This is a genomic window from Serratia sp. NCCP-200, from assembly GCF_059697885.1.
The window spans coordinates 632,620-653,273 of record NZ_BAAKUJ010000002.1; the positions used below are offsets into that span (position 1 = coordinate 632,620).

Annotated in this window: 17 protein-coding genes and 1 pseudogene; 8 read left to right on the forward strand and 10 right to left on the reverse strand. The window is 54.6% G+C overall.

The annotated features are described in order from the left end of the window. Positions 1-65: 65 nt before the first annotated feature. Positions 66-988: pseudogene (locus AC6HVW_RS08315) on the forward strand (Rpn family recombination-promoting nuclease/putative transposase). Positions 989-1,087: 99 nt separating this feature from the next. Here the strand turns inward: AC6HVW_RS08315 and yedA are convergent. Next, entirely contained in the window at positions 1,088-2,002 is a 915-nt protein-coding gene (gene yedA / locus AC6HVW_RS08320; RefSeq protein ID WP_071683248.1) for a drug/metabolite exporter YedA, read from the reverse strand. Between the two features lie 141 nt (positions 2,003-2,143). After that, positions 2,144-2,797: a helix-turn-helix transcriptional regulator gene (locus AC6HVW_RS08325; RefSeq protein WP_447889424.1), complete on the reverse strand. Its 654-nt coding sequence runs from the start codon at positions 2,795-2,797 to the stop codon at positions 2,144-2,146. Positions 2,798-2,900: 103 nt separating this feature from the next. Here AC6HVW_RS08325 and AC6HVW_RS08330 point away from each other — a divergent pair, with 103 nt between their 5' ends. After that, the gene (locus tag AC6HVW_RS08330; protein WP_071683250.1) at positions 2,901-4,349 is read left to right on the forward strand and encodes an MFS transporter; all 1,449 of its coding nucleotides are present in this window, start codon (positions 2,901-2,903) and stop codon (positions 4,347-4,349) included. A 28-nt stretch (positions 4,350-4,377) separates the two neighbouring features. Here the strand turns inward: AC6HVW_RS08330 and AC6HVW_RS08335 are convergent, their stop codons facing one another. Beyond that, the gene (locus AC6HVW_RS08335; RefSeq protein WP_071683251.1) at positions 4,378-4,596 is read right to left on the reverse strand and encodes a hypothetical protein; all 219 of its coding nucleotides are present in this window, start codon (positions 4,594-4,596) and stop codon (positions 4,378-4,380) included. A 312-nt stretch (positions 4,597-4,908) separates the two neighbouring features. Continuing rightward, positions 4,909-5,277, reverse strand: coding sequence for a hypothetical protein (locus tag AC6HVW_RS08340; RefSeq protein ID WP_071683253.1), 369 nt, complete (start codon positions 5,275-5,277; stop codon positions 4,909-4,911). A 511-nt stretch (positions 5,278-5,788) separates the two neighbouring features. Between AC6HVW_RS08340 and AC6HVW_RS08345 the strand changes: the two genes are divergently transcribed. The 3 genes from AC6HVW_RS08345 to AC6HVW_RS08355 all read left to right on the forward strand — a co-directional run bounded on the left by AC6HVW_RS08345 (position 5,789) and on the right by AC6HVW_RS08355 (position 7,720). Next, the gene (locus tag AC6HVW_RS08345; protein WP_071683254.1) at positions 5,789-6,634 is read left to right on the forward strand and encodes an AraC family transcriptional regulator; all 846 of its coding nucleotides are present in this window, start codon (positions 5,789-5,791) and stop codon (positions 6,632-6,634) included. Between the two features lie 70 nt (positions 6,635-6,704). Next, complete coding sequence (locus tag AC6HVW_RS08350; RefSeq protein ID WP_071683255.1) at positions 6,705-7,412, forward strand: AzlC family ABC transporter permease; 708 nt, start codon at positions 6,705-6,707, stop codon at positions 7,410-7,412. Continuing rightward, positions 7,409-7,720: an AzlD domain-containing protein gene (locus AC6HVW_RS08355; RefSeq protein WP_021805142.1), complete on the forward strand. Its 312-nt coding sequence runs from the start codon at positions 7,409-7,411 to the stop codon at positions 7,718-7,720. Before AC6HVW_RS08350 ends, AC6HVW_RS08355 begins: the two co-directional genes overlap by 4 nt. A gap of 45 nt (positions 7,721-7,765) precedes the next feature. On the opposite strand, the gene AC6HVW_RS08360 is transcribed toward AC6HVW_RS08355, so the two are convergent. Together AC6HVW_RS08360 and ompC are read right to left on the reverse strand one after the other, a co-directional pair. Further along, a complete protein-coding gene (locus AC6HVW_RS08360; RefSeq protein WP_071683256.1) occupies positions 7,766-8,602 on the reverse strand; it encodes a GNAT family N-acetyltransferase in 837 nt (278 codons plus the stop codon). 192 nt (positions 8,603-8,794) lie between these two features. Then, on the reverse strand, positions 8,795-9,889 hold the full coding sequence (ompC, locus tag AC6HVW_RS08365) for a porin OmpC (RefSeq protein WP_071683257.1): 1,095 nt from the start codon (positions 9,887-9,889) through the stop codon (positions 8,795-8,797). Between the two features lie 364 nt (positions 9,890-10,253). Here ompC and dinG point away from each other — a divergent pair, with 364 nt between their 5' ends. Next, positions 10,254-12,455, forward strand: coding sequence for an ATP-dependent DNA helicase DinG (dinG, locus tag AC6HVW_RS08370; RefSeq protein ID WP_497569331.1), 2,202 nt, complete (start codon positions 10,254-10,256; stop codon positions 12,453-12,455). Here dinG and AC6HVW_RS08375 read toward each other — a convergent pair whose 3' ends face one another. Continuing rightward, positions 12,456-13,286 carry a helix-turn-helix transcriptional regulator gene (locus tag AC6HVW_RS08375; protein WP_021180495.1) on the reverse strand — a complete coding sequence of 277 codons (831 nt, stop codon included), beginning with the start codon at positions 13,284-13,286 and terminating at the stop codon, positions 12,456-12,458. Positions 13,287-13,384: 98 nt separating this feature from the next. Here AC6HVW_RS08375 and AC6HVW_RS08380 point away from each other — a divergent pair, with 98 nt between their 5' ends. Continuing rightward, complete coding sequence (locus tag AC6HVW_RS08380) at positions 13,385-14,803, forward strand: MFS transporter (protein ID WP_497569332.1); 1,419 nt, start codon at positions 13,385-13,387, stop codon at positions 14,801-14,803. A gap of 39 nt (positions 14,804-14,842) precedes the next feature. Here AC6HVW_RS08380 and AC6HVW_RS08385 read toward each other — a convergent pair whose 3' ends face one another. The 3 genes from AC6HVW_RS08385 to AC6HVW_RS08395 are packed head-to-tail and all read right to left on the reverse strand — an operon-like array spanning position 14,843 to position 19,518. Then, positions 14,843-16,843 (reverse strand): DUF2207 domain-containing protein, encoded by a 2,001-nt coding sequence (locus AC6HVW_RS08385; RefSeq protein WP_186486916.1) that lies wholly within the window; start codon positions 16,841-16,843, stop codon positions 14,843-14,845. Positions 16,844-16,886: 43 nt separating this feature from the next. Continuing rightward, the gene (locus AC6HVW_RS08390; RefSeq protein WP_497569333.1) at positions 16,887-18,971 is read right to left on the reverse strand and encodes a DUF2207 domain-containing protein; all 2,085 of its coding nucleotides are present in this window, start codon (positions 18,969-18,971) and stop codon (positions 16,887-16,889) included. Between the two features lie 4 nt (positions 18,972-18,975). Beyond that, positions 18,976-19,518: a LemA family protein gene (locus AC6HVW_RS08395; protein ID WP_071683262.1), complete on the reverse strand. Its 543-nt coding sequence runs from the start codon at positions 19,516-19,518 to the stop codon at positions 18,976-18,978. Positions 19,519-19,700: 182 nt separating this feature from the next. Here AC6HVW_RS08395 and ybiB point away from each other — a divergent pair, with 182 nt between their 5' ends. Next, positions 19,701-20,654 (forward strand): DNA-binding protein YbiB, encoded by a 954-nt coding sequence (gene ybiB, locus AC6HVW_RS08400; RefSeq protein WP_186486914.1) that lies wholly within the window; start codon positions 19,701-19,703, stop codon positions 20,652-20,654.

Consider the following 20,654-nt stretch of genomic DNA (forward strand, 5'->3'; position numbering starts at 1 on the left):
ACCCATTCGTTCATAATGTGCGCCGATGACAGCCTATGGTAGGTTTTTTTATGTTAAGTCCAAGGATGACCGACATGGAAAAAGCCACCTCCACCCCGCATGATGTGGTATTTAAGCAGTTCCTCACCCATCCAGACACGGCCCGTGATTTCCTGGAATTACATGTGCCGCCTGCCTTACTGCAGTATTGCGATCTGAACACGCTAAAGCTGGAACCCGGTAGTTTATCGAGAGCGACCTGCGTGCCCATTACTCTGACGTACTTTACTCGTTGCGAACCGAGAGAGGGGATGGTTATGTGTACGTTTTGATCGAACATCAAAGCTCGCCCGACAAACATATGGCATTTCGTTTAATACGCTATGCCATTGCGGCAATGCAACGCCACCTTGAGGCAGGACACGACCAGCTTCCTCTGGTTATTCCTGTGCTCTTTTATCACGGCCAGGTGGCGCCTTATCCTTACTCAATGAGTTGGTTAGAGGAATTCAGTGAGCCTGAACTAGCCAGGCAGCTCTATGCGGGGCATTTTCCGTTGGTTGACGTTACCGTCATTCCGGACGATGAAATCATGCAGCACCGCCGCATGGCCATTCTTGAGTTGTTGCAAAAGCATGTACGCCAGCGTGGCCTGGTTGAGCTGTTAGAACAACTGGTCACATTGTTGTTGGCCGGATACACTACCAAAGAGCAACTCATATCATTGGTGAACTATATGCTGTTGGTGGGGAAGGCAACCGAGCCGGAGACGTTGCTCCGTGAGTTGGCCAGACGCGCACCGCGGCATGAGGAGGAATTGATGACTATTGCAGAATATCTTGAGCAAAAAGGTTTCGAGAAAGGGATAAAGCAAGGCATGGAAAAAGGGCGGGAAACCGTGTTGGAAATAGCGAGTTCTATGCTGGCTGAAGGCTTTGAACGTGCCATGGTGATGAAGTTGACCGGTCTTTCGGAAAACGATTTGGCACAAATTCACCACTCACATTGACGGCCGGGCTGGTGACATAGTGACACCAGTTTTTTATTCCCCAGCAGACAGGCTAAGGGAAGAATGCCTGCTTCCCTTTCCTTGTGTGGTACAAATGCCTTACTTCACGGCCGGTTGCACCTTGGCCGGGCGGGCAAACAGATATTTACCCAGCGTCACCAACACCACCGCCGAGACGATAATCACCAACGCCAGCCACTCGCGCGGGCCCAGGGATTCGCCAGCAAAACCGACGCCGAGCAGTACCGCTACCACCGGATTGACGTAGGCATAGCTGGTCGCTACCGCCGGGCGTACGTTTTTCAGCAGGAACATATAGGCGCTGATCGCCAGCATTGAACCAAAAACAATCAGATAACCGAGCGCCATAAAGCCGCTGAAGGTGGGCATTTTATCCAAATGCTCACCGCTCAGTTGGCTGGCGATGGTCAGCACCACGCCGGCCACCAGCATTTCTGCGGCACCGGCCATTGGCCCAGCAGGGAGCGAAATGCGTGAGCCGAGTACCGAACCAAAGGCCCAACTGGCGGAAGCCAACAGGATTAACAGCGCGCCGGTCGGGTTACCCACCAGGTTATTGCCGGTGTTGAGCAACACAATGCCCACCAGTCCAAGGGCGATACCGGTCCATTCCAGCTTGGTATTGCGGATCCCCCAAAACATGCTGAAGCAGAGGGTGAACAGCGGAACCGTAGCGACCATCACCGCGGCAATGCCGGAAGGCACATCCTGGTGCTCGGCAACCGTGACCAGGCCGTTACCCACGGCCAGCAACAGAATGCCAATGGTGCCAGCGGCGATCCACTGTTTCAGAGTGGGCAGGGCATGGCCCCGCAGCAACAGGAAAACGAACAGGATGATACCGGCAATCAGAAAACGAATGCCCGCCATCATCAAGGGAGGCCAGCTTGCCACTCCCACTCGGATAGCGAAGTAGGTCGATCCCCAGACAATATATAACGTAAACAGCGCCCCGATTAACGGCAGGAGATGACGATTTTGTTGGCTCAGCATGGGTTATTATTCGGTAGGGTGAAAAATCGTTAGGGCACTCAGTAAACCTTAAGGCATGGCCGATAAGCAATGCTTTTCTACTCGTTTAGTGGTGTCGTGGTACCGGGGGAGGCTGCCAGTCCCTGGCCTACAATCAAGGGATTACGACTGGGAGATCAGGTAGGCGCAGCGGCGGGCACCGGTAAGAATATGTTCGCTGCGCTCAACCTTGGCTTGCAGCACCTCGGTAAATACGTTCAGCTCGGCGCGGCAAAATCCTTGGCAAACCGCCGCGGCGCTGCAGATGGGGCAGTGATTTTCCACCAGCAGAAACTCGCCGTCTTTCTCTTCACTCCACTCGGCCATATACCCTTCACGGCAACGGATGGCCGCCAGACGAGCAACACGTTCACGTAGATCGGCTGCACCGACCATCGCCTGTTTATAGTTAATTCGGGTCTCCTGCTCTCGGCTGTCGATCAGCAGGTCCATCGCCTGTTCACCCAGTTTGTCACGCACCGTGCGCAACAGTTGGGCGGTTAATTCGGCATGGGCGTCGGGAAAGTGGGCGTTACCTGCGGCGGTCAACTGCCAGAGCTGTACCGGGCGGCCAACGCCACGGGTTTCTGCCTTGGCTTCCACCAGACCCTCTTTTGCCAGCTTGACGAATTGCTGACGAGCGGCTTCACCAGTGGTGCCGAGGACTTTTCCCGCTTCTGAGGCTTGCTGCGGACCGTGGGTTTTCAACAGCTTCAGCAAGCGGTCACTGACCGAATGTGCGGTGCATTCGCCATTTTCCAAGTTAATTCTTGACATATTACAGCGCCTCGCCCTTAATTATTCCAAGATATTGCTTGTTAAATTTAGCCTAATAGCAAGATCAACTCAATGCCATTCCTCTGAAAACAGGACGATAACCGTGATAACCGATGAGAACAGCCGTTGGAGCGATCTCTTTTCCGGCAAAAATGCTGCCAGTGCCATCGCACTGTCGCTTGGCGTCGCTTTGCATGCGATCAATATTCTGGTGGCGACCACCATTTTACCTTCGGTGGTACAGGACATCGGTGGGTTGGATCTCTATGCCTGGAACACCACCTTGTTTGTGGTGGCCTCGATATTAGGCTCGGCACTGTCGGCACGTTTGCTGAGTGGCTACGGTGCGCGTAGTGCTTATCTGGTGGCGTCGCTGTTCTTCATCGTGGGCGCGATGCTGTGTGCGCTGGCCCCTTCCATGCCGGTGATGTTGATTGGCCGCACGGTACAGGGGTTTGGCGGTGGCCTGATCTTTGCCCTGTCCTACGCGATGATTAACCTGGTGTTTGAACAGAAACTCTGGCCACGCGCCATGGCGTTGATCTCCGCAATGTGGGGGATCGCCACGTTGGTGGGGCCAGCCGTCGGCGGGATTTTTGCCGAATTGAACGCCTGGCGCTGGGCGTTCGGTATTCTGTTGCCGATTATGGTGCTCTACGCCGCCTTTACGTTCCTTATCCTGCCCAAAGGCAAACCGCAGCAGCGGCCAACGCCGTTACCGCTGATGCAGTTGCTGCTGCTGGCTGGCGCGGTATTGGTGGTATCGGCTGGCAGCCTGGCAGAGAGCGGTTGGCTAAACGTGGGCGGTATCGTGCTGGCGTTGCTGTTGTTGATTGGGTTAATCCGGCGTGAGGGACATTCCCGCGCTCGCCTGCTGCCACATCAGGCACTGCGTCGTGGTTCGGCGCTGGCTTCGCTGTACGTGACAGTGACTTTGTTGGTGATCGGCATGACCAGCGAGATCTTTGTGCCTTACTTCTTGCAAACCCTGCATGGTCAGTCACCGCTGATTTCCGGCTATATTGCTGCCACTATGGCAGCAGGTTGGACCCTGTCGGAAATTCTTAGCTCCGGTTGGCGCGGCGTGGGGATCCGTTTGGCGATAATCAGCGGGCCGATCCTGGTGCTGCTTGGTTTGCTGGGGTTGGCAGTGCTGATGCCAATTCCTTCTAACGGCCACTGGCAGGCACTGGGGCCGATCGTGCTGGCTTTGACGTTGGTAGGTTTCGGGATCGGTTTTGGTTGGCCGCACCTGCTGACGCGTATTTTGCAGGTGGCCCCTCAGGCCGATAAGGATATCGCTGGTGCCTCGATCACCACGGTGCAGCTGTTCGCCACGGCGTTTGGTGCTGCGCTGGCGGGGATGGTCACCAACCTGGCCGGATTTACCACGCCGGGTGGCATTGAGGGCGCGGCTTCCGCTGCTCATTGGCTGTTCCTGCTGTTTGCCTTGGCCCCGCTGTTGGCGATCTACAGCGCCTGGCGCAGTGCGGCCATTAGCCAGCCCGTCGAGGAATCTAGCCATTCTCCGAGCACATCATCGACTTCTTGATAACGAAACGGTGAGCGAGCTAAATTAATCAGCCGCCATCTATAGATGGCGGTTTTTGCAAGATGGCGCAAATAAACTTATGTATAACGATGATCACGGCAATTGAAAAAAATACCGAGACGATAAGTTTGGATATTCCCGCGGGGGCAGAGTAGAGATAGTTAACGCTGATACCTGCACCGGATGTAAAGAATGAAGATAAAACCAGGCCGATGACGACAGAAAGGCTCCAATAGGTTTTTTTCATGTCTTTCCTTAGTAACGGTCTCAGACCTAAGTGGTGCAGTAGTAATCGCCGTTATTTAATGTAGCCTCCATCCATGCAGTTGCCGATGGATGGAGGCCTTTAGGGCTTGTTTTTTTTAAAGATGGCACAAATAACTTTATGGAGTACCATGATAAAGTAAATTGAAAAAACCATAGAGACGACAAGTTTGGATATTCTCTCAGGGGCAGAGTAGAAACGATTATCCTCAATTCCGGCGCCGGACAGAAAAATTGAGGATAAAACCAGCCCGATGACGACAGAAACGATCCAATAGAGTTTATTCATTTTTTCTTACCAGCTGCAACCGCCGCTGCCATTTTTACCGCTGCAGCTGCCAGAGCTTTTATTTCCGCCAGGGCCAGTGCCGACATTACCACCTCCTCGGTCACTATCTTTGAAACAGCCGCCGGTCGCAGCGCCATAAGCCAGGCCAGCAGCCATACCTACCGGACCACCAACAGTGCCTTTAGCCATGTTTGCCAGCATGCCTTCGATACAATCGGTATTGCCATACTTGTTATAGAAACCACCGGAGCTATTTCCGGCACTATTATTGCCACGGTTGTTGCGATTTCCTCCTCCGTTATCCGAACGATCGCCACCATTATTACCTCGTCCGCCAGCTACATAGCCTAATAACGATAAGTCAATAACTTCCATAGGAAACTCCTTTTGATGAGGTGTTTTTTGAGTGTGTTTTTCTAAATGCAAGTTATTATTAACTCATCCATAATTGTATATCAATGTTTTTTTGATGAAATGATTGTGATGTTTTTATTTGTAATGGTTGTCGTAAGTTTAAAATGTAATATGTTTTTAAATTCCGTAGATAATCTAACTTACTATTATGATGACACTAAGGTCGCTAATATTATTGGAAGGTTTAACTGAATGGACTAAAATAGATATTTTAATTTTATCATTTAGCCGTTTAATACTCATTTAAGTGTGAAACCGGTGAGAAGCGTGCAGGTTAGACGACCGTTAAGCGCATGGAGGCGCGGTACGAGCCTTCATGGACGGAGCCACGGCGTGTCGGGGTTCTGCATGCTTCCTACCTGTCGCACCATTAAACCCAGCTATTTAGCTGCAGTAGGATATGGGCAATTTTGTACAAACGCCCGATCTTGCCGAGTGCTAGAATGAGTTTCAATCCGCGTGGAAGGTAAGTATGGCAGAGAGCGTGAGCAGGAAAGGGCGTCAGGAACAGACTAATTTCATGCACGTCGACGATCTCGGCGGGCTGGAAGTGTTGCAGGCCACTTATCGCCGCCAGACCTTCTCTCGCCACAGTCACGAGGGTTTCTGCGTAGGCGTGATTGACGAGGGAGCCCAGCGTTTTTACCGTACTGGCGGCGAGCATGTCGCGCCGTTGGGCAGTGTGATCCTGGTCAACGCCGATGATATCCATACCGGCAGTTCCGCCAGCGAAGACGGCTGGTCCTATCAGGCCATGTACCCCAAACCAGAGCTGCTGGCATTCTTATCCCGCGATCTGAAAACCGTCGCCGGGGCCACGCCTTATTTCCCAAATCCAGTGGTACAGGACGCCGGGCTAGCCGGGCAATTACGCTTAGCCTTCGGCATGATGCGCAGTAACGAAAACCGGCTGGTGAAGGAGACATTGGTGTTTTCGGCGCTGACCTGGTTAATGCTGCGCCACGGCAAAAGCCGCATAGAGCCTGCCACCCAAAGTAAGGCGCAAAGCCAGATTGCGCGGATCAAAGCCTTCCTGGATGATTTCCCCGAGGCCAATATCTCCCTGCTGGAATTGGCAGAGAAAGCCGGGCTGAGTCCTTATTATTTGCTGCGTCAGTTTCAGCAGGCGACCGGTTTGCCGCCCCATGCCTATCAGATCCAGGCGCGCTTACGTAAAGGGCGCCAGCTGTTAAAGGCGGGCAATGGCGTGCTGGAAACGGCACTGGCCTGCGGTTTTCACGATCAGAGCCATTTCCACCGTCATTTCCGCAAGTCCATCGGCGTGACGCCCGGTGACTATGTCAAATCGTTGAGATAAATACGCAAGCGAATACAATACTCGCCCTCTTTCCTGCGCTATGCTACTCCTTCGTTCCAAGGAGAAAAGAATGACTTACCAATCAACACTCACGGAGCCGCCAACGTTGCGCCTGCGCCCGGCCTTGCAAGGGGCGGTGGCTATCCTGCCGCTGTGCCTGGCGGTATTGCCCTGGGGGATCCTGGCGGGGTCAATGGCGATCCAGAGTGGCCTGACGGCGGCTGAGGGGCTGGGGATGTCGGCGATCGTTTTTGCCGGGGCCTCCCAACTGGTGGCGATGGGGATGATCAAGACCGGTGCCGGTATGCTGGCGATCCTGATCTCCACCTTTTTTGTCACCGCCCAGCACTTCCTCTATGGCCTACGCTTGCGGGAATGTATTGCTCCGCTACCGCTGAGGTGGCGTGTCGCGCTGGCGTTTTTGCTGACCGATGAGCTGTTTGCTCTGACCGGCGATCATGGCCCGGCGCGTTTTAACCGTTGGTATGCACTGGGGGCTGGGCTGGCGTTTTATCTGAGCTGGTTCTTTGCCACCTTGCTCGGCGTAGTGGCGGCCAGCAGTATCGATCTGGATAGCTACGGGCTTGATTTCTCGATCGCCGCGACATTTATCGCCATTATTGTGCCGTTGGTACGTAATCTGCCGGTGCTGGCCTGCGTGTTGACATCATTGATGCTGTCGATCGGTTTGCACCATTATCAGGTGCCAGGTGCTTTGATTATTACCACCGTGGTGGCGATGTTGGTTGGGCTGCTGTGCAGCAGGGGGAAAGAATGATCTGGCTGACCATTGTGTTGATGGGCGTGATCGTCTTCTTCAACCGCTACTGTTTCCTGGCACCTGGCCTGCCGGTGCGCTTATCGCAACGGATGAGAACTTTGTTGAGCTTCTCGGTGCCCGCGGTACTGACCGCCATCTGCGGGCCAATCATCGCCTTCAACGGGGATGAATGGCGCGCACTGCCCGAAAACCCTTATCTGTGGGGTGCCGTGTTCGCCATTGTTCTGGCCGTTTTCCTGCGCAATACGTTGGCGGTTGTGGTGCTGAGTATGCTGATGTTTATTCTGCTACGTACACTGCTGTAATCCGTTCCCCGCAATATTCCCCCTGAATCATTTAGGGGGAAAGCATCAGATCGCCATTGTCATTTCAAACTGACGCAACGGATCTTCACGCCAGCCAAGGTGCTGGAAGAAGGGAGCGACGTCGTCTGGGACAAACACATTGGCCGACAGCGCCAGCGGGGCAAACTGTGCTTGTAGTGCTTGCAACAGAAGGCGTGCCTGGCCTTGGCCGCGAAGCGCTGGCGGCACATAAATCATGCGCAGATGGCACTGCTGTGCGCCCGGTATCACCAAAGCAAAAGCCTGCTTTTCCAGAGTGAAGGCGCGCGGGGAGCCAGGTAGTTTATACAGCGACTCTGGGGCGATCAACCACGGTAAGCCACGCTGGCCGTCGGCGGTCATCTGCTGGGCAAGTGCTAACGGGTCGATCGGTTGCAAGGTTGCCGAGGGTTCCGGGGTTGCCAAGGGGGCGTGAAATCCCAATAGCGTGCGGGTGATGGCTAAGCCAGCCTGTTGATACAGCGCCAGGGCTGCTTGATTACCGGCGATCACCTCCAGCGAAAGCTGACGATCGCCTCGCGTACGGGCATCCGCGATAATGCGTTGCATCAACGTCCTGCCTAACCCTCTGCCACGCATTTCCGGGCGGATAGATAAGGCCGCCACACGGCTATGTTGGCCCCGGCGCGCGATCAGGGCCAGTGCCACCGGATGCTGCTGGTGGGTGACGACAATGCAGTGGTTCAGGCTGAGGTCTTCGGCGGCAAAGCGGCTGCTAAAGGTTTCGCCGTCGATCACAAAGGGAACAATGTAGTTCTCAAAACAGTGGCTGAGTATTTGCGCCAACTGCATACTGCTGTAGTGCAAGGCGGAGTGAAACTCGAACTGGCTATCGATAGGCATGGCGGTTCCAAAGGCAGCGATGAGACCTCTATATCTAGCTGCGATTGGCCAATCAGGCAAGTATTAAGCTGTTTGTGTCGGATTTGTGAGCAATGGTCGTAATGAAAAAGCCGGGCGAATTCGCCCGGCGAAGTCACTTCAGAAATAGCCGTAGCTATAAATTGCAGTAGTGGTTATGTGTCACAGCGTAAATCAGAACTGATAGGTCAGAGCCACGGCAATCACGTCGTCGGTTTTCAGACCTAGCTTGTTGTTGTCATCGAGTTGGTTGATTTTATAATCCACATAGGTGGACATGTTTTTATTGAAGTAATAGTAAGCACCCACATCAATATATTTCACCAGGTCGGTGTCACCGATACTTTCAATATCTTTAGCCTTGGACTGGACATAAGCCAGTGACGGGCGCAGGCCAAAGTCGAACTGATATTGCGCAACCACTTCCACGTTCTGGGTTTTATTGGCAAACCCGCTTACTGAGGTAGGGGTATTATTAATGGTCGCGGTACCGGAAATTGGCGTCAGGTTATGGGTTTCCGCATAGGTGGCGGCCAGATACACGCTGTTGGCGTCGTATTTCAGGCCGGTTGCCCACACGTCGGCTTTATCCCCCTTGCCATAGCTGCTCTGTTTCTGGCCGGTAGTCCGGTTAGAAGAGGCATAGGCGGCCGTAACGCTGACGCCATCGATGATTTCGTAGCTGGAAGACAGACCGAAGCCGTCGCCGTTAGCTTTGCTGTTGGCGCGGGCATCGTTTTCGTTCTTGCCCTGATACTGCAACGCGAACTTCAGGCCATCGACCAGGCCGAAGAAGTCGTTGTTACGGTAGGTAGCCACGCCGTTGGCGCGCCCGGTCATAAAGTTGTCGGTTTTGATATAGGTGTCATCGCCAAATTCCGGCAGCATATCCGTCCAGGCAGCAACGTCGTAAATAACGCCGTAGTTACGGCCATAGTCGAATGAACCAAAGTTTTTCACTTTCAAACCAGCAAAACCAAGACGGGTTTTAGTGTCTTTAGTGCCATCCGATTCGCTATGGTTGGCGGCGATCTGATATTCCCACTGGCCGTAGCCGGTCAGCATATCGTTAATCTGGGTTGCCCCTTTAAAGCCGATACGTACGTAGGTTTTATCACCATCATTGCCGGTATCGTCAGAGAAATAGTGCAGTGCTTTTACCCGGCCATAAAAATCAAGCTTATTGCCATCTTTATTGTATATCTCTGCTGCCTGTGCGGTCTGGGCAATAAAAAGTGCCGCAATAACGGCAAGAAGATTAGGTTTCATGGTGTTCCCTGCTTTGTACGATTGAAAGACGCTTATCATCAGCTGTATCGCTGTTTTACTTTACTGCCGGAGTTAGCGCAGCGAAGATTTTTTACCGCAGTTGTGTGATGTATTTATGACAGGTCAGGTAAATGGATATCGAAGGGTGAAAAATAATCCAGGAGAGGCGTTTTTTGTTTCAGAGGGGCGGGGTTCTGTTGTGCAAACATGCGAGGTTATGCGCAAAAAAATCACTGTTTCACTGTGAGAGAAGGGGGGCATTGCGGTGCGTTTCGCAATGTTGGTAAGCCAACCGTAACTCGGGCTGACGCCGCGGGCGGTCTGTGGGACAATAGCGCCATCATTTCGTATAGATAAGAGTTGAATGGCGCTTTCCCCCGCAGTTAAAGATCAGATCGGCCAGTGGTACAAAGCCCTGCAGCAGCAAATACCGGATTTTATTTCCCGTGCCCCTCAGCGGCAGATGATCGCTGAAGTGGCGAAGACCCTGGCCGGAGATTACCCTCGCCATCTGGCGATCGAGGCGCCAACCGGCGTGGGTAAAACGCTCTCGTACCTGATACCGGGTATTGCCGTTGGCCGTGCCGAAAGCAAACCGCTGGTGGTCAGTACCGCCAACGTGGCGCTGCAGGATCAGATCTACAGCAAAGATTTACCGCTGCTGAAAAAGATCATTCCCGATCTGAAATTCACCGGCGCGTTTGGCCGTGGGCGCTATGTTTGCCCGCGTAATCTGGCGGCGATGAGCACCGACGTGGTCGAACAGGGCGATCTGATGCTGTACCTGGACGAAGACGAGCTGGCGCCGTCCAGTGGTGAAGAGCAGGCGCTGTGCCAAAAGCTGGCGAAAGCCCTGGCGCGCCATGAATGGGATGGCCTGCGCGATCACTACCCGCTATCGATCGATGACCCCCTATGGGGCAAGCTGAGTACCGACAAGGCCAACTGCCTGGGGCGCAACTGCCACTATATTCGTGAATGCCCGTTCTACATCGCCCGCAAAGAAATTGAAACCGCCGACGTGGTGGTAGCCAACCACGCATTGGTGATGGCTGCGCTGGAAACCGAGTCGGTATTGCCGAACCCGAAAGAGCTGCTGCTGGTGCTGGACGAAGGCCATCATCTGCCGGAGGTGGCACGTGATGCGCTGGAGATTGACGGTGAGATCACCGCGCTGTCAACCAACCTCCAGCTCGATATGATCGTGCGCCAGGTGGAACAGTGCATGACGCAGTACCGGCCAAAGAACCCGCCGGGGTTGGCCAATAGCGAACGGCTAAAAAACCACTGTGAAGAATTGCGCGAGCTGATCCAGATTTTTGAGCACCAGGCCAACGCCTATCTGCCGCCAGACAGCGGCAACGCCGAATATCGCTTCGAAATGGGTGAACTTCCTGCCGAAATGGTCGAGATCTGCGCGCGCCTGTTCAAACTGACGGACGGCCTGCGCGGCCTGGCCGAATTTATTCTTAACGACCTCACCGAGCAGACCGGCAAGCACGATATTGTGCGGTTGCATCGTTCCATTATCCAGATGAGCCGCACGCTGGGCTACCTGGAAGCGATGAGCAAGCTGTGGCGGCTGGCGGCGATGGATAAATCCTCCAATGCGCCGATCTCCAAATGGATTGCGCGTGAACTGCGCGATAACGTTACCCATCTTTATCTGCATTGCGTGGGCATCCGCGTCAGCGATCAGTTGGAAAAACTGCTGTGGCGCAAGGTGCCGCACGTGGTGATCACCTCGGCAACGTTACGTTCATTGAATAGCTTTTCGCGGCTGCAAGAGATGAGCGGGCTGAGCGAGAAGGCGGGCGATCGCTTCGAAACGCTGTCTTCGCCGTTTAATCACGTCGAACAGGGTAAAATCGTCATTCCCAAGATGCGTTTTGAACCGGCGATGGCCAACGAGGCCGAGCATCTGGAAGAGATGGCGCGCTTTTTCCGTGGCGAGCAGGCCAGCGGCCAGCACAAGGGGATGCTGATCCTGTTCAGCAGCCACCGTGCGATGCAGACCTTCCTCAGCTATGTCACCGATCTGCGTCTGATGTTGCTGGTGCAGGGAGATCAGCCACGCTACCGGCTGGTGGAAGAACACCGTAAGCGGGTAGAGAAGGGCACTGCCAGCGTGTTGGTCGGGCTACAATCATTTGCTGAAGGCTTGGATCTGAAAGGTGAACTGCTGACCCAGGTGCATATCCACAAGATTGCCTTCCCGCCGATCGACAGCCCGGTGATCCTCACCGAGGGCGAATGGCTTAAGTCCCTCAATCGTTATCCGTTTGAGGTGCAGAGCCTGCCAAGCGCGTCGTTTAACCTGATCCAACAGGTGGGCCGCCTGATCCGAAGCAACGAGTGCCACGGTGAAATCGTGATTTATGACCGCCGTCTGTTGACCAAAAGCTATGGTTCACGCCTGTTGGCGGCGCTGCCGGTGTTCCCGATCGAACAGCGCGAAGTGCCGGAAGCGGACAAAGCCCACAAGGCGGCATCGAAATCTGCAGCAGAGGCCGCCAAGAAAGAGAAAAAGCGTAAGAATCCGTTTGCTCGCCGCCGTACCCGCTGATTACAGCATTGCCTCAAAGGCGGCACTGGCGGGACAATCAGGCTGTGCGCTGTACATGACCAACCGCAGGTGGTTGTCTTCATCGACAATAAACGAGGCGTGTTCAAACGTCACTTCACCTGCCCCTGCAACCAGGAAAGTGCGTTGCCCCTGGCAGCGGCCATGAATATCGTGCTGCTGCCACAGTTGGCGAAATTGAGGGGATACTTCGCTCAGTGCCTGAATGCGTTGCAACATGGTGGCATCTTGTGGGGCGCGGGCGTAATCACGGCGAAAGCTGGCCAGGATTTGCGGCGCCTGCTCCTGCCATCCCATCAACCGTTGATTGAGTTCGGGATCGGCAAACAGCATCCACAGCATATTGCGCTGCTGTGGCTGACGCTCAGCGATGGCAAACAGGCGGTCTGCCGCCGGGTTCCAGGCGATAATATCCCAGCTCAGGTTCATCACATAGGCCGGGCGCAGGGTAAGATCGTCCAGCAAGCGGCGTACCAACGGCGTGACCTGGCACCACTGGTGGCCTGCTATTACCGGGGGCCGCTGATGCGCCAGTAAAAACAGATGATAGCGTTCGGTCGCATCCAGCTTCAGAACCCGCGCCAGATCCTCCAGAAACCCCACCGAAGCATTGATTTCCCGCCCTTGCTCCAGCCAGGTGTACCAGGTCAGGCCCACGCCAGCCAAGGCGGCAACTTCTTCACGCCTTAGCCCAGGCGTACGCCGCCGCGTGCCGCTCGGAAGGCCAACGGCCTGGGGAGAGAGTTTTTCACGCTTCATACGCAGAAAATCTGCCAGCTCTTGACGGGTGCGGTTAAGGGTTCGTGGTGGCATCGGTGGGTCCTGTTACTCTTGGTAATAGTATAATTGGCTATATAGTAACAGTTTAAAGCATGTTCCATACTGCCGCCATCATGTTATCAGGAGGCGTTATGGAGCATACCTTGTCTGACAGAAAGGCCGGATTACCGGGACTGCCGGTGTTGTTACTTGGTGGGTTCGTCACCATGTTCGATTTGTTTGTGGTTAACGTAGCGGTGCCGGTGATCCAGCAACAGTTCAACGCCAGCTTTGCTGAAGTTGGGCTGATTATCGCTGGTTATGAACTGGCCTTCGGCATCTTGCTGATTGCTGGTGGGCGCTTGGGAGACCGCTTCGGCCGGCGGCGTATGTTTAGCTATGGCATGTTGGCTTTTGCGCTGACGTCTACGCTTTGCGGTTTGGCAGGTTCGCTGTGGGTGCTGATTGTTGCCCGCTTTTTGCAAGGTGCGGCGGCGGCGCTGCTGTTTCCACAAATTTATGCCTTATTGCGCGTACTGTATGGCGAAGAGCAGCGGCGGCGAGCCTTTGCTCGTTTGGGGATGACGCTGGGGCTGGCGGCGATTTGTGGCCAGGTGTTGGGCGGTTTTATTATCGAGGCCAATATTCTGGGCAGCAGTTGGCGCATGATCTTTCTGATCAACCTGCCGATTGGCGTGCTGGCGGTGATGGCGGCACGACGTATTCCGAAGTCCAGGCTGGAGCAGGCGCAGCGGCTGGATGCTAAAGGTCTGCTGCTGGCCGCTGGCGGTTTGCTGCTGCTACTGTTCCCGTTACTGGAAGGCCCATCGCGTCACTGGCCTTGGTGGACCGTGCCGATGATGGTGCTGGCAGTGGCGCTGTTAGCCTGGTTTGTGCGTTGGGAACGTCAACTTGCCCGTCACTCCGGTGATGCGGTGCTCGATCCGGCGCTATTTCGCCAAGGTCACTTTGCCCGCGGCACGGTAATTGTGCTGGCGATTTACTCCACCGCATCCTCATTCTTTCTCTGTTTTGCCCTGCTGTTACAGGCCGGAATAGGGCTGACGCCGTTCCAGGCGGGTTGCCTGTTTGCTCCGGCCAGTGCCGCCTTTATGCTGGCCTCCTTTTTGGCTCCGGGCTGGGTGCAACGTTGGGGTAATATTGTGTTGGCAGGCGGGGTGGTGGTCTACGCCAGTGGCTTGGTATTGCTGGTGGTGCAGGTGCTATGGGGGCGAGCGTTCAGCCATCCGTTACAACTTTTACCCGGCCTGATGATTTTGGGCTTTGGTCAGGCATTGAGTATGACGCCATTGCTTAATTGGGTGCTTGGCTTGGCGAAGGAGCATCAGGCCGGTATGGCGGCTGGCTTGGTGTCAACGGTGCAGCAGGTAGGCGGTGCTCTGGGGATTGCGGCCAGCGGCATGTTCTTTGTTCCGTTGCTGGCTGGGGGCGCAGATCCACAGCATTATGCCAGAGCCTTTGCTGGTGCTATGGGTTATAACCTGCTGGCGATGTTGATTGCCTTGATTCTGCTGCTCTACACCCACCGTCAGCTAGGAAGGGGCAATTAAGATGTCATCGCGCCGGTTTGCACGGCGCAGCGTTGCTATTTACCAGCCACCACCACCTCCGCCGCCGGAACCCCCACCGGATGAGCCCCCACCCGACGATCCAGAACCGCTGGAGCTTGATCCCGATCCTGAACTGCCGCCGCTGGAGGGGGTGGAAGATGATCCACATGATTTGCTGAAGCTGTTCACCCCGTTCCAATCGGCATTGCCAAAGGTTTCCGACCTGACACCGGTATCTCTCAGGAGCTGGGCGAAGGTATTGGCCCAGGTCTTGCCCACGCCTAGCGCCAGCGCCGCCGGTAACAGACTTTCAAAATGGGCGACCCACTGATCGGGTGGATAAAGCGTCTGATAGCGGTGTCTCTCGGCAGTGCCAAGGTATAACTTCAGTCCCCGCGCAATGGCTAGCTCATTCAGCCCCTGCTGAGTGTAGCGTGGGATCGACCAGCCAAAGGCGAGGCATAGCAGAAAGCCTGTCAGCAGCGCGCCTAAATAGCCTGCGGGAAATTGGTTGAGGGGCAGCACGGTAAACAGCAAAATTTTGCTGCCAGCGAGGGCAATAGGACAAATTATCAGTGAAAAAACTAAAGTGACAGGTCCCCAGGGGGACCATTTTCTTCCTGGGCTAAATAAAAATAACCACGGTACAATAAACAGCGTGATGCTGAGCAGTAACAATAGCAGGGCGGCGATCCCGACCACTGCTGCGGTGGGGTTAAAGAATGCCGCACAGATCCACATTGTCAGCAATGTGATATACGCAGCATAGTGAACTGGTTTACCCCATTTGCTGAATAATTTTTCTTGCTGGTCTTCACAGCGCTTTGCCAGCCATGCGCGGGCCTTTTGCATTGGCCTGTGATTGGGTTCGCCGAGATTGATGTGGCTGGTATCGAGGCTAAACAACAGATTCATTAATTGTCTATCGTTGGCCGTTAGCCGTTTGTTATTACCAGCGGGTTGGCGCGATAGCCATTGATCCTCTTTCGGCAGGGATTTGGAAAACCAGGGGCCCTGGCTCTTTTTCCCTTTGAGCGTAATTGCCACGGCGCGTCTGGCGATCAAATCCAGTAGATCGCTGCTGAAGGCAACGTGGTCGTACTTACGCTGTGTAATAAAGCGCAGATAACCTGGCGACATCGTCGCGGGCATGGCATACAGCGGTATAACCGGCGGCATTTTCAGCCTGGTGAAGGTCACGTTTTTAAGCCACCACAGCAAGCAAAAGCCAATAAGGATCAACGTGGGGATCCAGATCACGCGGGTTTCTTCTGTGGGCAATAACCAGTGCGCCAGCGGCGAATAGGCCTGCGGAGCGCTTGCGCTTGCCAAAATGCTGCGTGGCCAGGTGTAGGCAACGGTCAGGCCTTCGCTTTGGCGGAGTGGTTGTGTGGTTTGGACACGACCATCGGGCAGGATCCGAGCATGGTGATCTTTTGCCCCGAGGACTCCGGTGTAAACGTCAATTGAGCGAAGCCGGGTGTCTTTACCTGCACTATTCAGATAGTGGTTGGCATCAGGCAGTTCCAGTTTGAAGCTGGCTTGATCTATCGGATAGCTCCAGTCGTTACCCGTTACGTTCCAGTAAAGTTCATCCCACTCGCTGAAGCGGCTGAAGTGGTTGCCAATCAGATAGCGGATCTCATAATGATAGATCCCTGGTTGCAGAATGTGACCGGGGCTGCCAATACGCACGGTCAGCGCTTTCACGGCCTGATCCAGACTGAATGACTCCGGTTCTCCGTCGCGCAGCACCTCTTTGATCTGATAATCGACATTAAAAATCTTGCCGTCTTGGCGATACCAGGTCAGTGGCAAGGTGCGGAAAATCCCACGGCGTATCTCTTGCCCTAAAGACAGCACCTTGATGTTTTCCCGTACCTCCATGCTGCCGTCAGGGTTAAAGTGTGCCACGGTATCGAACGAGAGAATATGTTCTTCTCCCTGTGGCACTTCGCTGTCAGCCGCCTGAGCAGCTCCGCTCACCAACACCAACAGCAGCCAGAAAATACGTAATGCCTTATCAAAAAAACCAGCCATTTATCCTTCCATGCTTAATAGCTTTTCAACTTGATTGGGGCATTTACCAACCGCCACCGCCGCCGCCACCGGAACCTCCACCCGATGAACCACCTCCAGAAGATCCAGATCCCCGAGAGCTGGAGCCTGATGAACTTGAACCGGAGCTTGAACTGCTGCTGGGGGTAGCCATAGACGATGCGGTACAGGAGCGGCTAAAGCGATTCACGCGCTGCCAGTCTGCGTCGGCAAAGGCTTCCGACATAGCTCCGGATTTACTGAGATATTCGGCAAAGGTGTTGGCCCAGGTTTTGCCCACACCGAGCGCTAGCGCAGCCGGTAGCAAGCTCTCAAAGTGGGCAACCAACTGATCGGGTGGGTAAAGCGCCTGATAGCGATTCCGCTCTGCCGTGCCCAGGTACAGTTTCAGCCCTTGTGCGGTGGCTAGATCATTGAACCCTTGCTGGGTATAACGCGGGATCATAAAGCCAAAGACGATGCATAGCACAATGGCGACCAGCAGCGCGCCAATATAGCCGGCTGGAAACTGAGTCGGGGGCAACATGCCAAACAAGAAAGCGCCACCGCCAAGGGTGGCTAGCGGGCCAAATATCAGCGAAATAACCAAAGGGATGAACCCAAGAGTATTCCAGGTTTTTCTCGGGCTAAATAAAAATCTCAGCGGTAAAGAGAGTAGCGAGATCCCGAGCAGCAGGAATATCAGGGCAGGAATGGTGATCACTGCCGCGCCGAGATTAAACAGCGCCCCGCAGATCACCGGGATCAGCAGCATGATATAGACCGCACGGCGCACCGGTTTACCCCATTTGTTCAATAATTTATCACGCTGGTCTTCGCTACGTTTTTCCAACCATTTACGGGCATTTTGCATTGGCCGCTGATAGGCCAGGCCGAGGTTGATATTTTTTCGGCTGCCGCTAAACAGCAGGCCAAGTAACTGCTTATCTCCGGCGGTCAGCCGTTTGTTATTGTTATCCGATTGGTACGATAACCACTGCTCATCCGCCGATTGAAACCTGGAAAACCACGGGCCTGTGGATTTGCTCGCTTTGAGCGTGATCGCCGCGCCGCGTTTGGCGACCAGATCCAGCAAATCACTGCTGAAGGCCACATCGTCGTACTTACGCTGGGTAATAAACCGCAGATAGCCTGACGACAGGTTGGTCGGCATCGCATATAGCGGCACAACTGGCGGTATCTTCAAGCCGATGGCGGTCACGTTGTTACGCCACCACCACAAACAATAGACAACGAGTAGCAGCACCGGTATCCAGATTGCACTGGTTGCCAGCGTGGGTAATAGCAGGTGTACCAACGGTGAAGAGGCTTGTGGGGCGGCGGCACCGGCCAGAATATCTCGTGGCCAGGTGTAGACAACGGTCAGGCCTTCGCCTTGGTCCAGCGGTTGCGTGGTTTGCACTCCACCGTTGGGAAGTATTCTGGCGTTGTGCTCTTTTGCTCCCCGCGTTCCGGTATACACATCAATCGTGCGCAGCCGGGTATCTCTGCCTTCGTTATCCAGATAATTGCTGGCGTCTGGCAGTTCCAACTGGAAGCTGGCTTTGGTGATCGGGTAGGCCCAATCGTTACCCGTGACGTTCCAGTAGAGCTCGTCCCACTCCGGGAAGCGGCTGAAGTGGTTACTGACCTGATAGCGGATCTGGTAGTTATAGATCGCCGGTTGCAGGATGTGCTCGGCGCTGCCAATACGCACCGTCAGCGTCTTCGAAGACTTATCCAGGCTGTAAGGTTCGGCGACTCCGTCGCGCAACACTTCTTTAATCTGATAGTCGACGCTGAAAATCTTGCCGTCCTGGCGGTTCCAGGTGAGCGGTAGGGTGCGGAAAATCCCACGGCGTATCTCTTGCCCTAAAGACAGCACCTTGATGTTTTCCCGCATCTCCATGCTGCCGTCCGGGTTAAAGTGCGCCTGGGTATCAAATGAGAGAATATGCTCATAGGCGCGCACCCAACGGGGAGCATTTGGTTCCGCCGCCTCTCTGTCTGGGGCCACGGCAACGGGGGCTGCCCCAACGGCGAGATCATCAGCCGTAGCCAGCGTGGCTCCCGTCATCAATAGCGATAACACCCATACAACGCGTACTACCCAACCAGATAATGCAGTCATGGTGCTAGTCCATCCGTGGAACTTTAGCTTCCTCGGGATCTTCGAGTTCGAAGAACGCATCCGCTTTAAAATTAAACAGCCGGGCCAGGATTAAACTGGGGAACGACTCCACCAGAATATTGAAATCGCGCACCGTACCGTTGAAATAGCGGCGTGCCATTTGCAGCTGTTCTTCGATCTCTGCGAGAGATTGTTGCAGGGAGAGGAAGTTCTCGTTGGCTTTCAGCTCCGGGTAGGCTTCTGCCAGCGCAAAAATGCGGCTCAAGGCACCAGAAAACTCTTTTTCACTCTCGGCAACCTGAGGGGTGTTGCCAACTAGAGCGCTACGCTGGCGGGAGAGGCTCTCAAATAGATCTTTTTCGTGCTCAGCATAGCGCCTCACCAGGCTTAACAGGTTGGGGGCCAGGTCGTGACGGCGTTTGAGCTGCACCGCTATACCGCTCCAGGCGTCGTCTTTGAAACGGCGCAGTGAGATAAAGCGGTTATAAGTCATCACGGCCCAGATCAACACCACGGCTATCGCGGCCAGAACGAGATAAATTTCCATTTTTCATTCCATGTTCGACGGGGAATACATCATTCCATTGTATGGTTACGGATACTATCTTATTCCGCTATAGCGGTAAATCTTGCTATGTCTAGCCAACCTTGGTAAGGGCCAATCTACCGGGGTTGAGCGCCGTCGCGGATAAGGTATGCTTATCGCAAACCGAATCAGCGGAGCGAACGATGGATTACAGCAAAATTATCAAAGAAATAGGCCGTGGCAAGAACCATGCGCGCGATCTGGATCGGCAAACGGCTTTTGAACTCTATCAGGCGATGCTGGCCGATGCCGTGCCGCCCCTGGAGTTGGGAGCCATCCTGATTTCCATGCGTATCAAGGGAGAGGCCGAGGAGGAAATGCTTGGTTTCTATCAGGCAATGCAACAGCAGGTGATGCAGTTGCAACTCCCACAAGGCCGCCCGATGCCGGTGGTGCTACCCAGTTACAACGGCGCTCGTAAACAGGCCAACCTGACGCCGTTACTGGCGCTGTTACTGGCCAAGGTAGGGTTGCCGGTCGTGGTTCACGGCGTAGTGAACGACAGCACGCGTGTCACCAGCGCAGAGATTTTCCGTGAGCTTGGGGTGCCGTGGTCTGAAGATCCTCAGACTGCCCAACGGCGTTTGGACGGCGGAGATGCGGTGTTTATCCCCGTGTCGGCGCTTGCGCCAGCGTTGGAAAAACAGCTTGGCCTGCGCTGGAATATGGGCGTGCGTAACAGCGCCCACACCCTGGCAAAATTGGCGACGCCATTTGGTGAGCAGGACGTGCTGCGCATCGCCAGCGTTTCTCATCCGGAATACGTCGAGCGGGTTGCCTCATTTTTCTGCCAGATCGGTGCACGGGGATTGCTGATGCATGGCACCGAAGGGGAGGCTTACGCCAATCCGCAACGCTGTCCAAAAATTCACTATATCGTCGGCGGTCAGCAGCAGATTTTGCTGGAACGGCCAGAACAGGATGCGTTAGCTGAGGTGCCTGCCGCCAAGGATGCCGCAACTACGGCGCGTTGGACGGAACGTTGTCTGGCTGGTGAGGTTGCCATTCCCGAGCCTATAGCTCGACAGGTTGCCTGTTGTCTGGTCGCTACCGGCCAAGTGGAGACATTGGAGCAGGGGCTGGTCAGGCTGCGATAA

Coding starts and splice junctions, on each gene's coding strand:
- yedA (WP_071683248.1), bottom strand. CDS start 2,002: ATGCTGAGCCAACAAAATCGTCATCTCCTGCCGTTAATCGGGGCGCTG.
- AC6HVW_RS08325 (WP_447889424.1), bottom strand. CDS start 2,797: ATGTCAAGAATTAACTTGGAAAATGGCGAATGCACCGCACATTCGGTC.
- AC6HVW_RS08335 (WP_071683251.1), bottom strand. CDS start 4,596: ATGAAAAAAACCTATTGGAGCCTTTCTGTCGTCATCGGCCTGGTTTTA.
- AC6HVW_RS08340 (WP_071683253.1), bottom strand. CDS start 5,277: ATGGAAGTTATTGACTTATCGTTATTAGGCTATGTAGCTGGCGGACGA.
- AC6HVW_RS08345 (WP_071683254.1), top strand. CDS start 5,789: ATGGCAGAGAGCGTGAGCAGGAAAGGGCGTCAGGAACAGACTAATTTC.
- AC6HVW_RS08350 (WP_071683255.1), top strand. CDS start 6,705: ATGACTTACCAATCAACACTCACGGAGCCGCCAACGTTGCGCCTGCGC.
- AC6HVW_RS08355 (WP_021805142.1), top strand. CDS start 7,409: ATGATCTGGCTGACCATTGTGTTGATGGGCGTGATCGTCTTCTTCAAC.
- AC6HVW_RS08360 (WP_071683256.1), bottom strand. CDS start 8,602: ATGCCTATCGATAGCCAGTTCGAGTTTCACTCCGCCTTGCACTACAGC.
- ompC (WP_071683257.1), bottom strand. CDS start 9,889: ATGAAACCTAATCTTCTTGCCGTTATTGCGGCACTTTTTATTGCCCAG.
- dinG (WP_497569331.1), top strand. CDS start 10,254: ATGGCGCTTTCCCCCGCAGTTAAAGATCAGATCGGCCAGTGGTACAAA.
- AC6HVW_RS08375 (WP_021180495.1), bottom strand. CDS start 13,286: ATGCCACCACGAACCCTTAACCGCACCCGTCAAGAGCTGGCAGATTTT.
- AC6HVW_RS08380 (WP_497569332.1), top strand. CDS start 13,385: ATGGAGCATACCTTGTCTGACAGAAAGGCCGGATTACCGGGACTGCCG.
- AC6HVW_RS08385 (WP_186486916.1), bottom strand. CDS start 16,843: ATGGCTGGTTTTTTTGATAAGGCATTACGTATTTTCTGGCTGCTGTTG.
- AC6HVW_RS08390 (WP_497569333.1), bottom strand. CDS start 18,971: ATGACTGCATTATCTGGTTGGGTAGTACGCGTTGTATGGGTGTTATCG.
- AC6HVW_RS08395 (WP_071683262.1), bottom strand. CDS start 19,518: ATGGAAATTTATCTCGTTCTGGCCGCGATAGCCGTGGTGTTGATCTGG.
- ybiB (WP_186486914.1), top strand. CDS start 19,701: ATGGATTACAGCAAAATTATCAAAGAAATAGGCCGTGGCAAGAACCAT.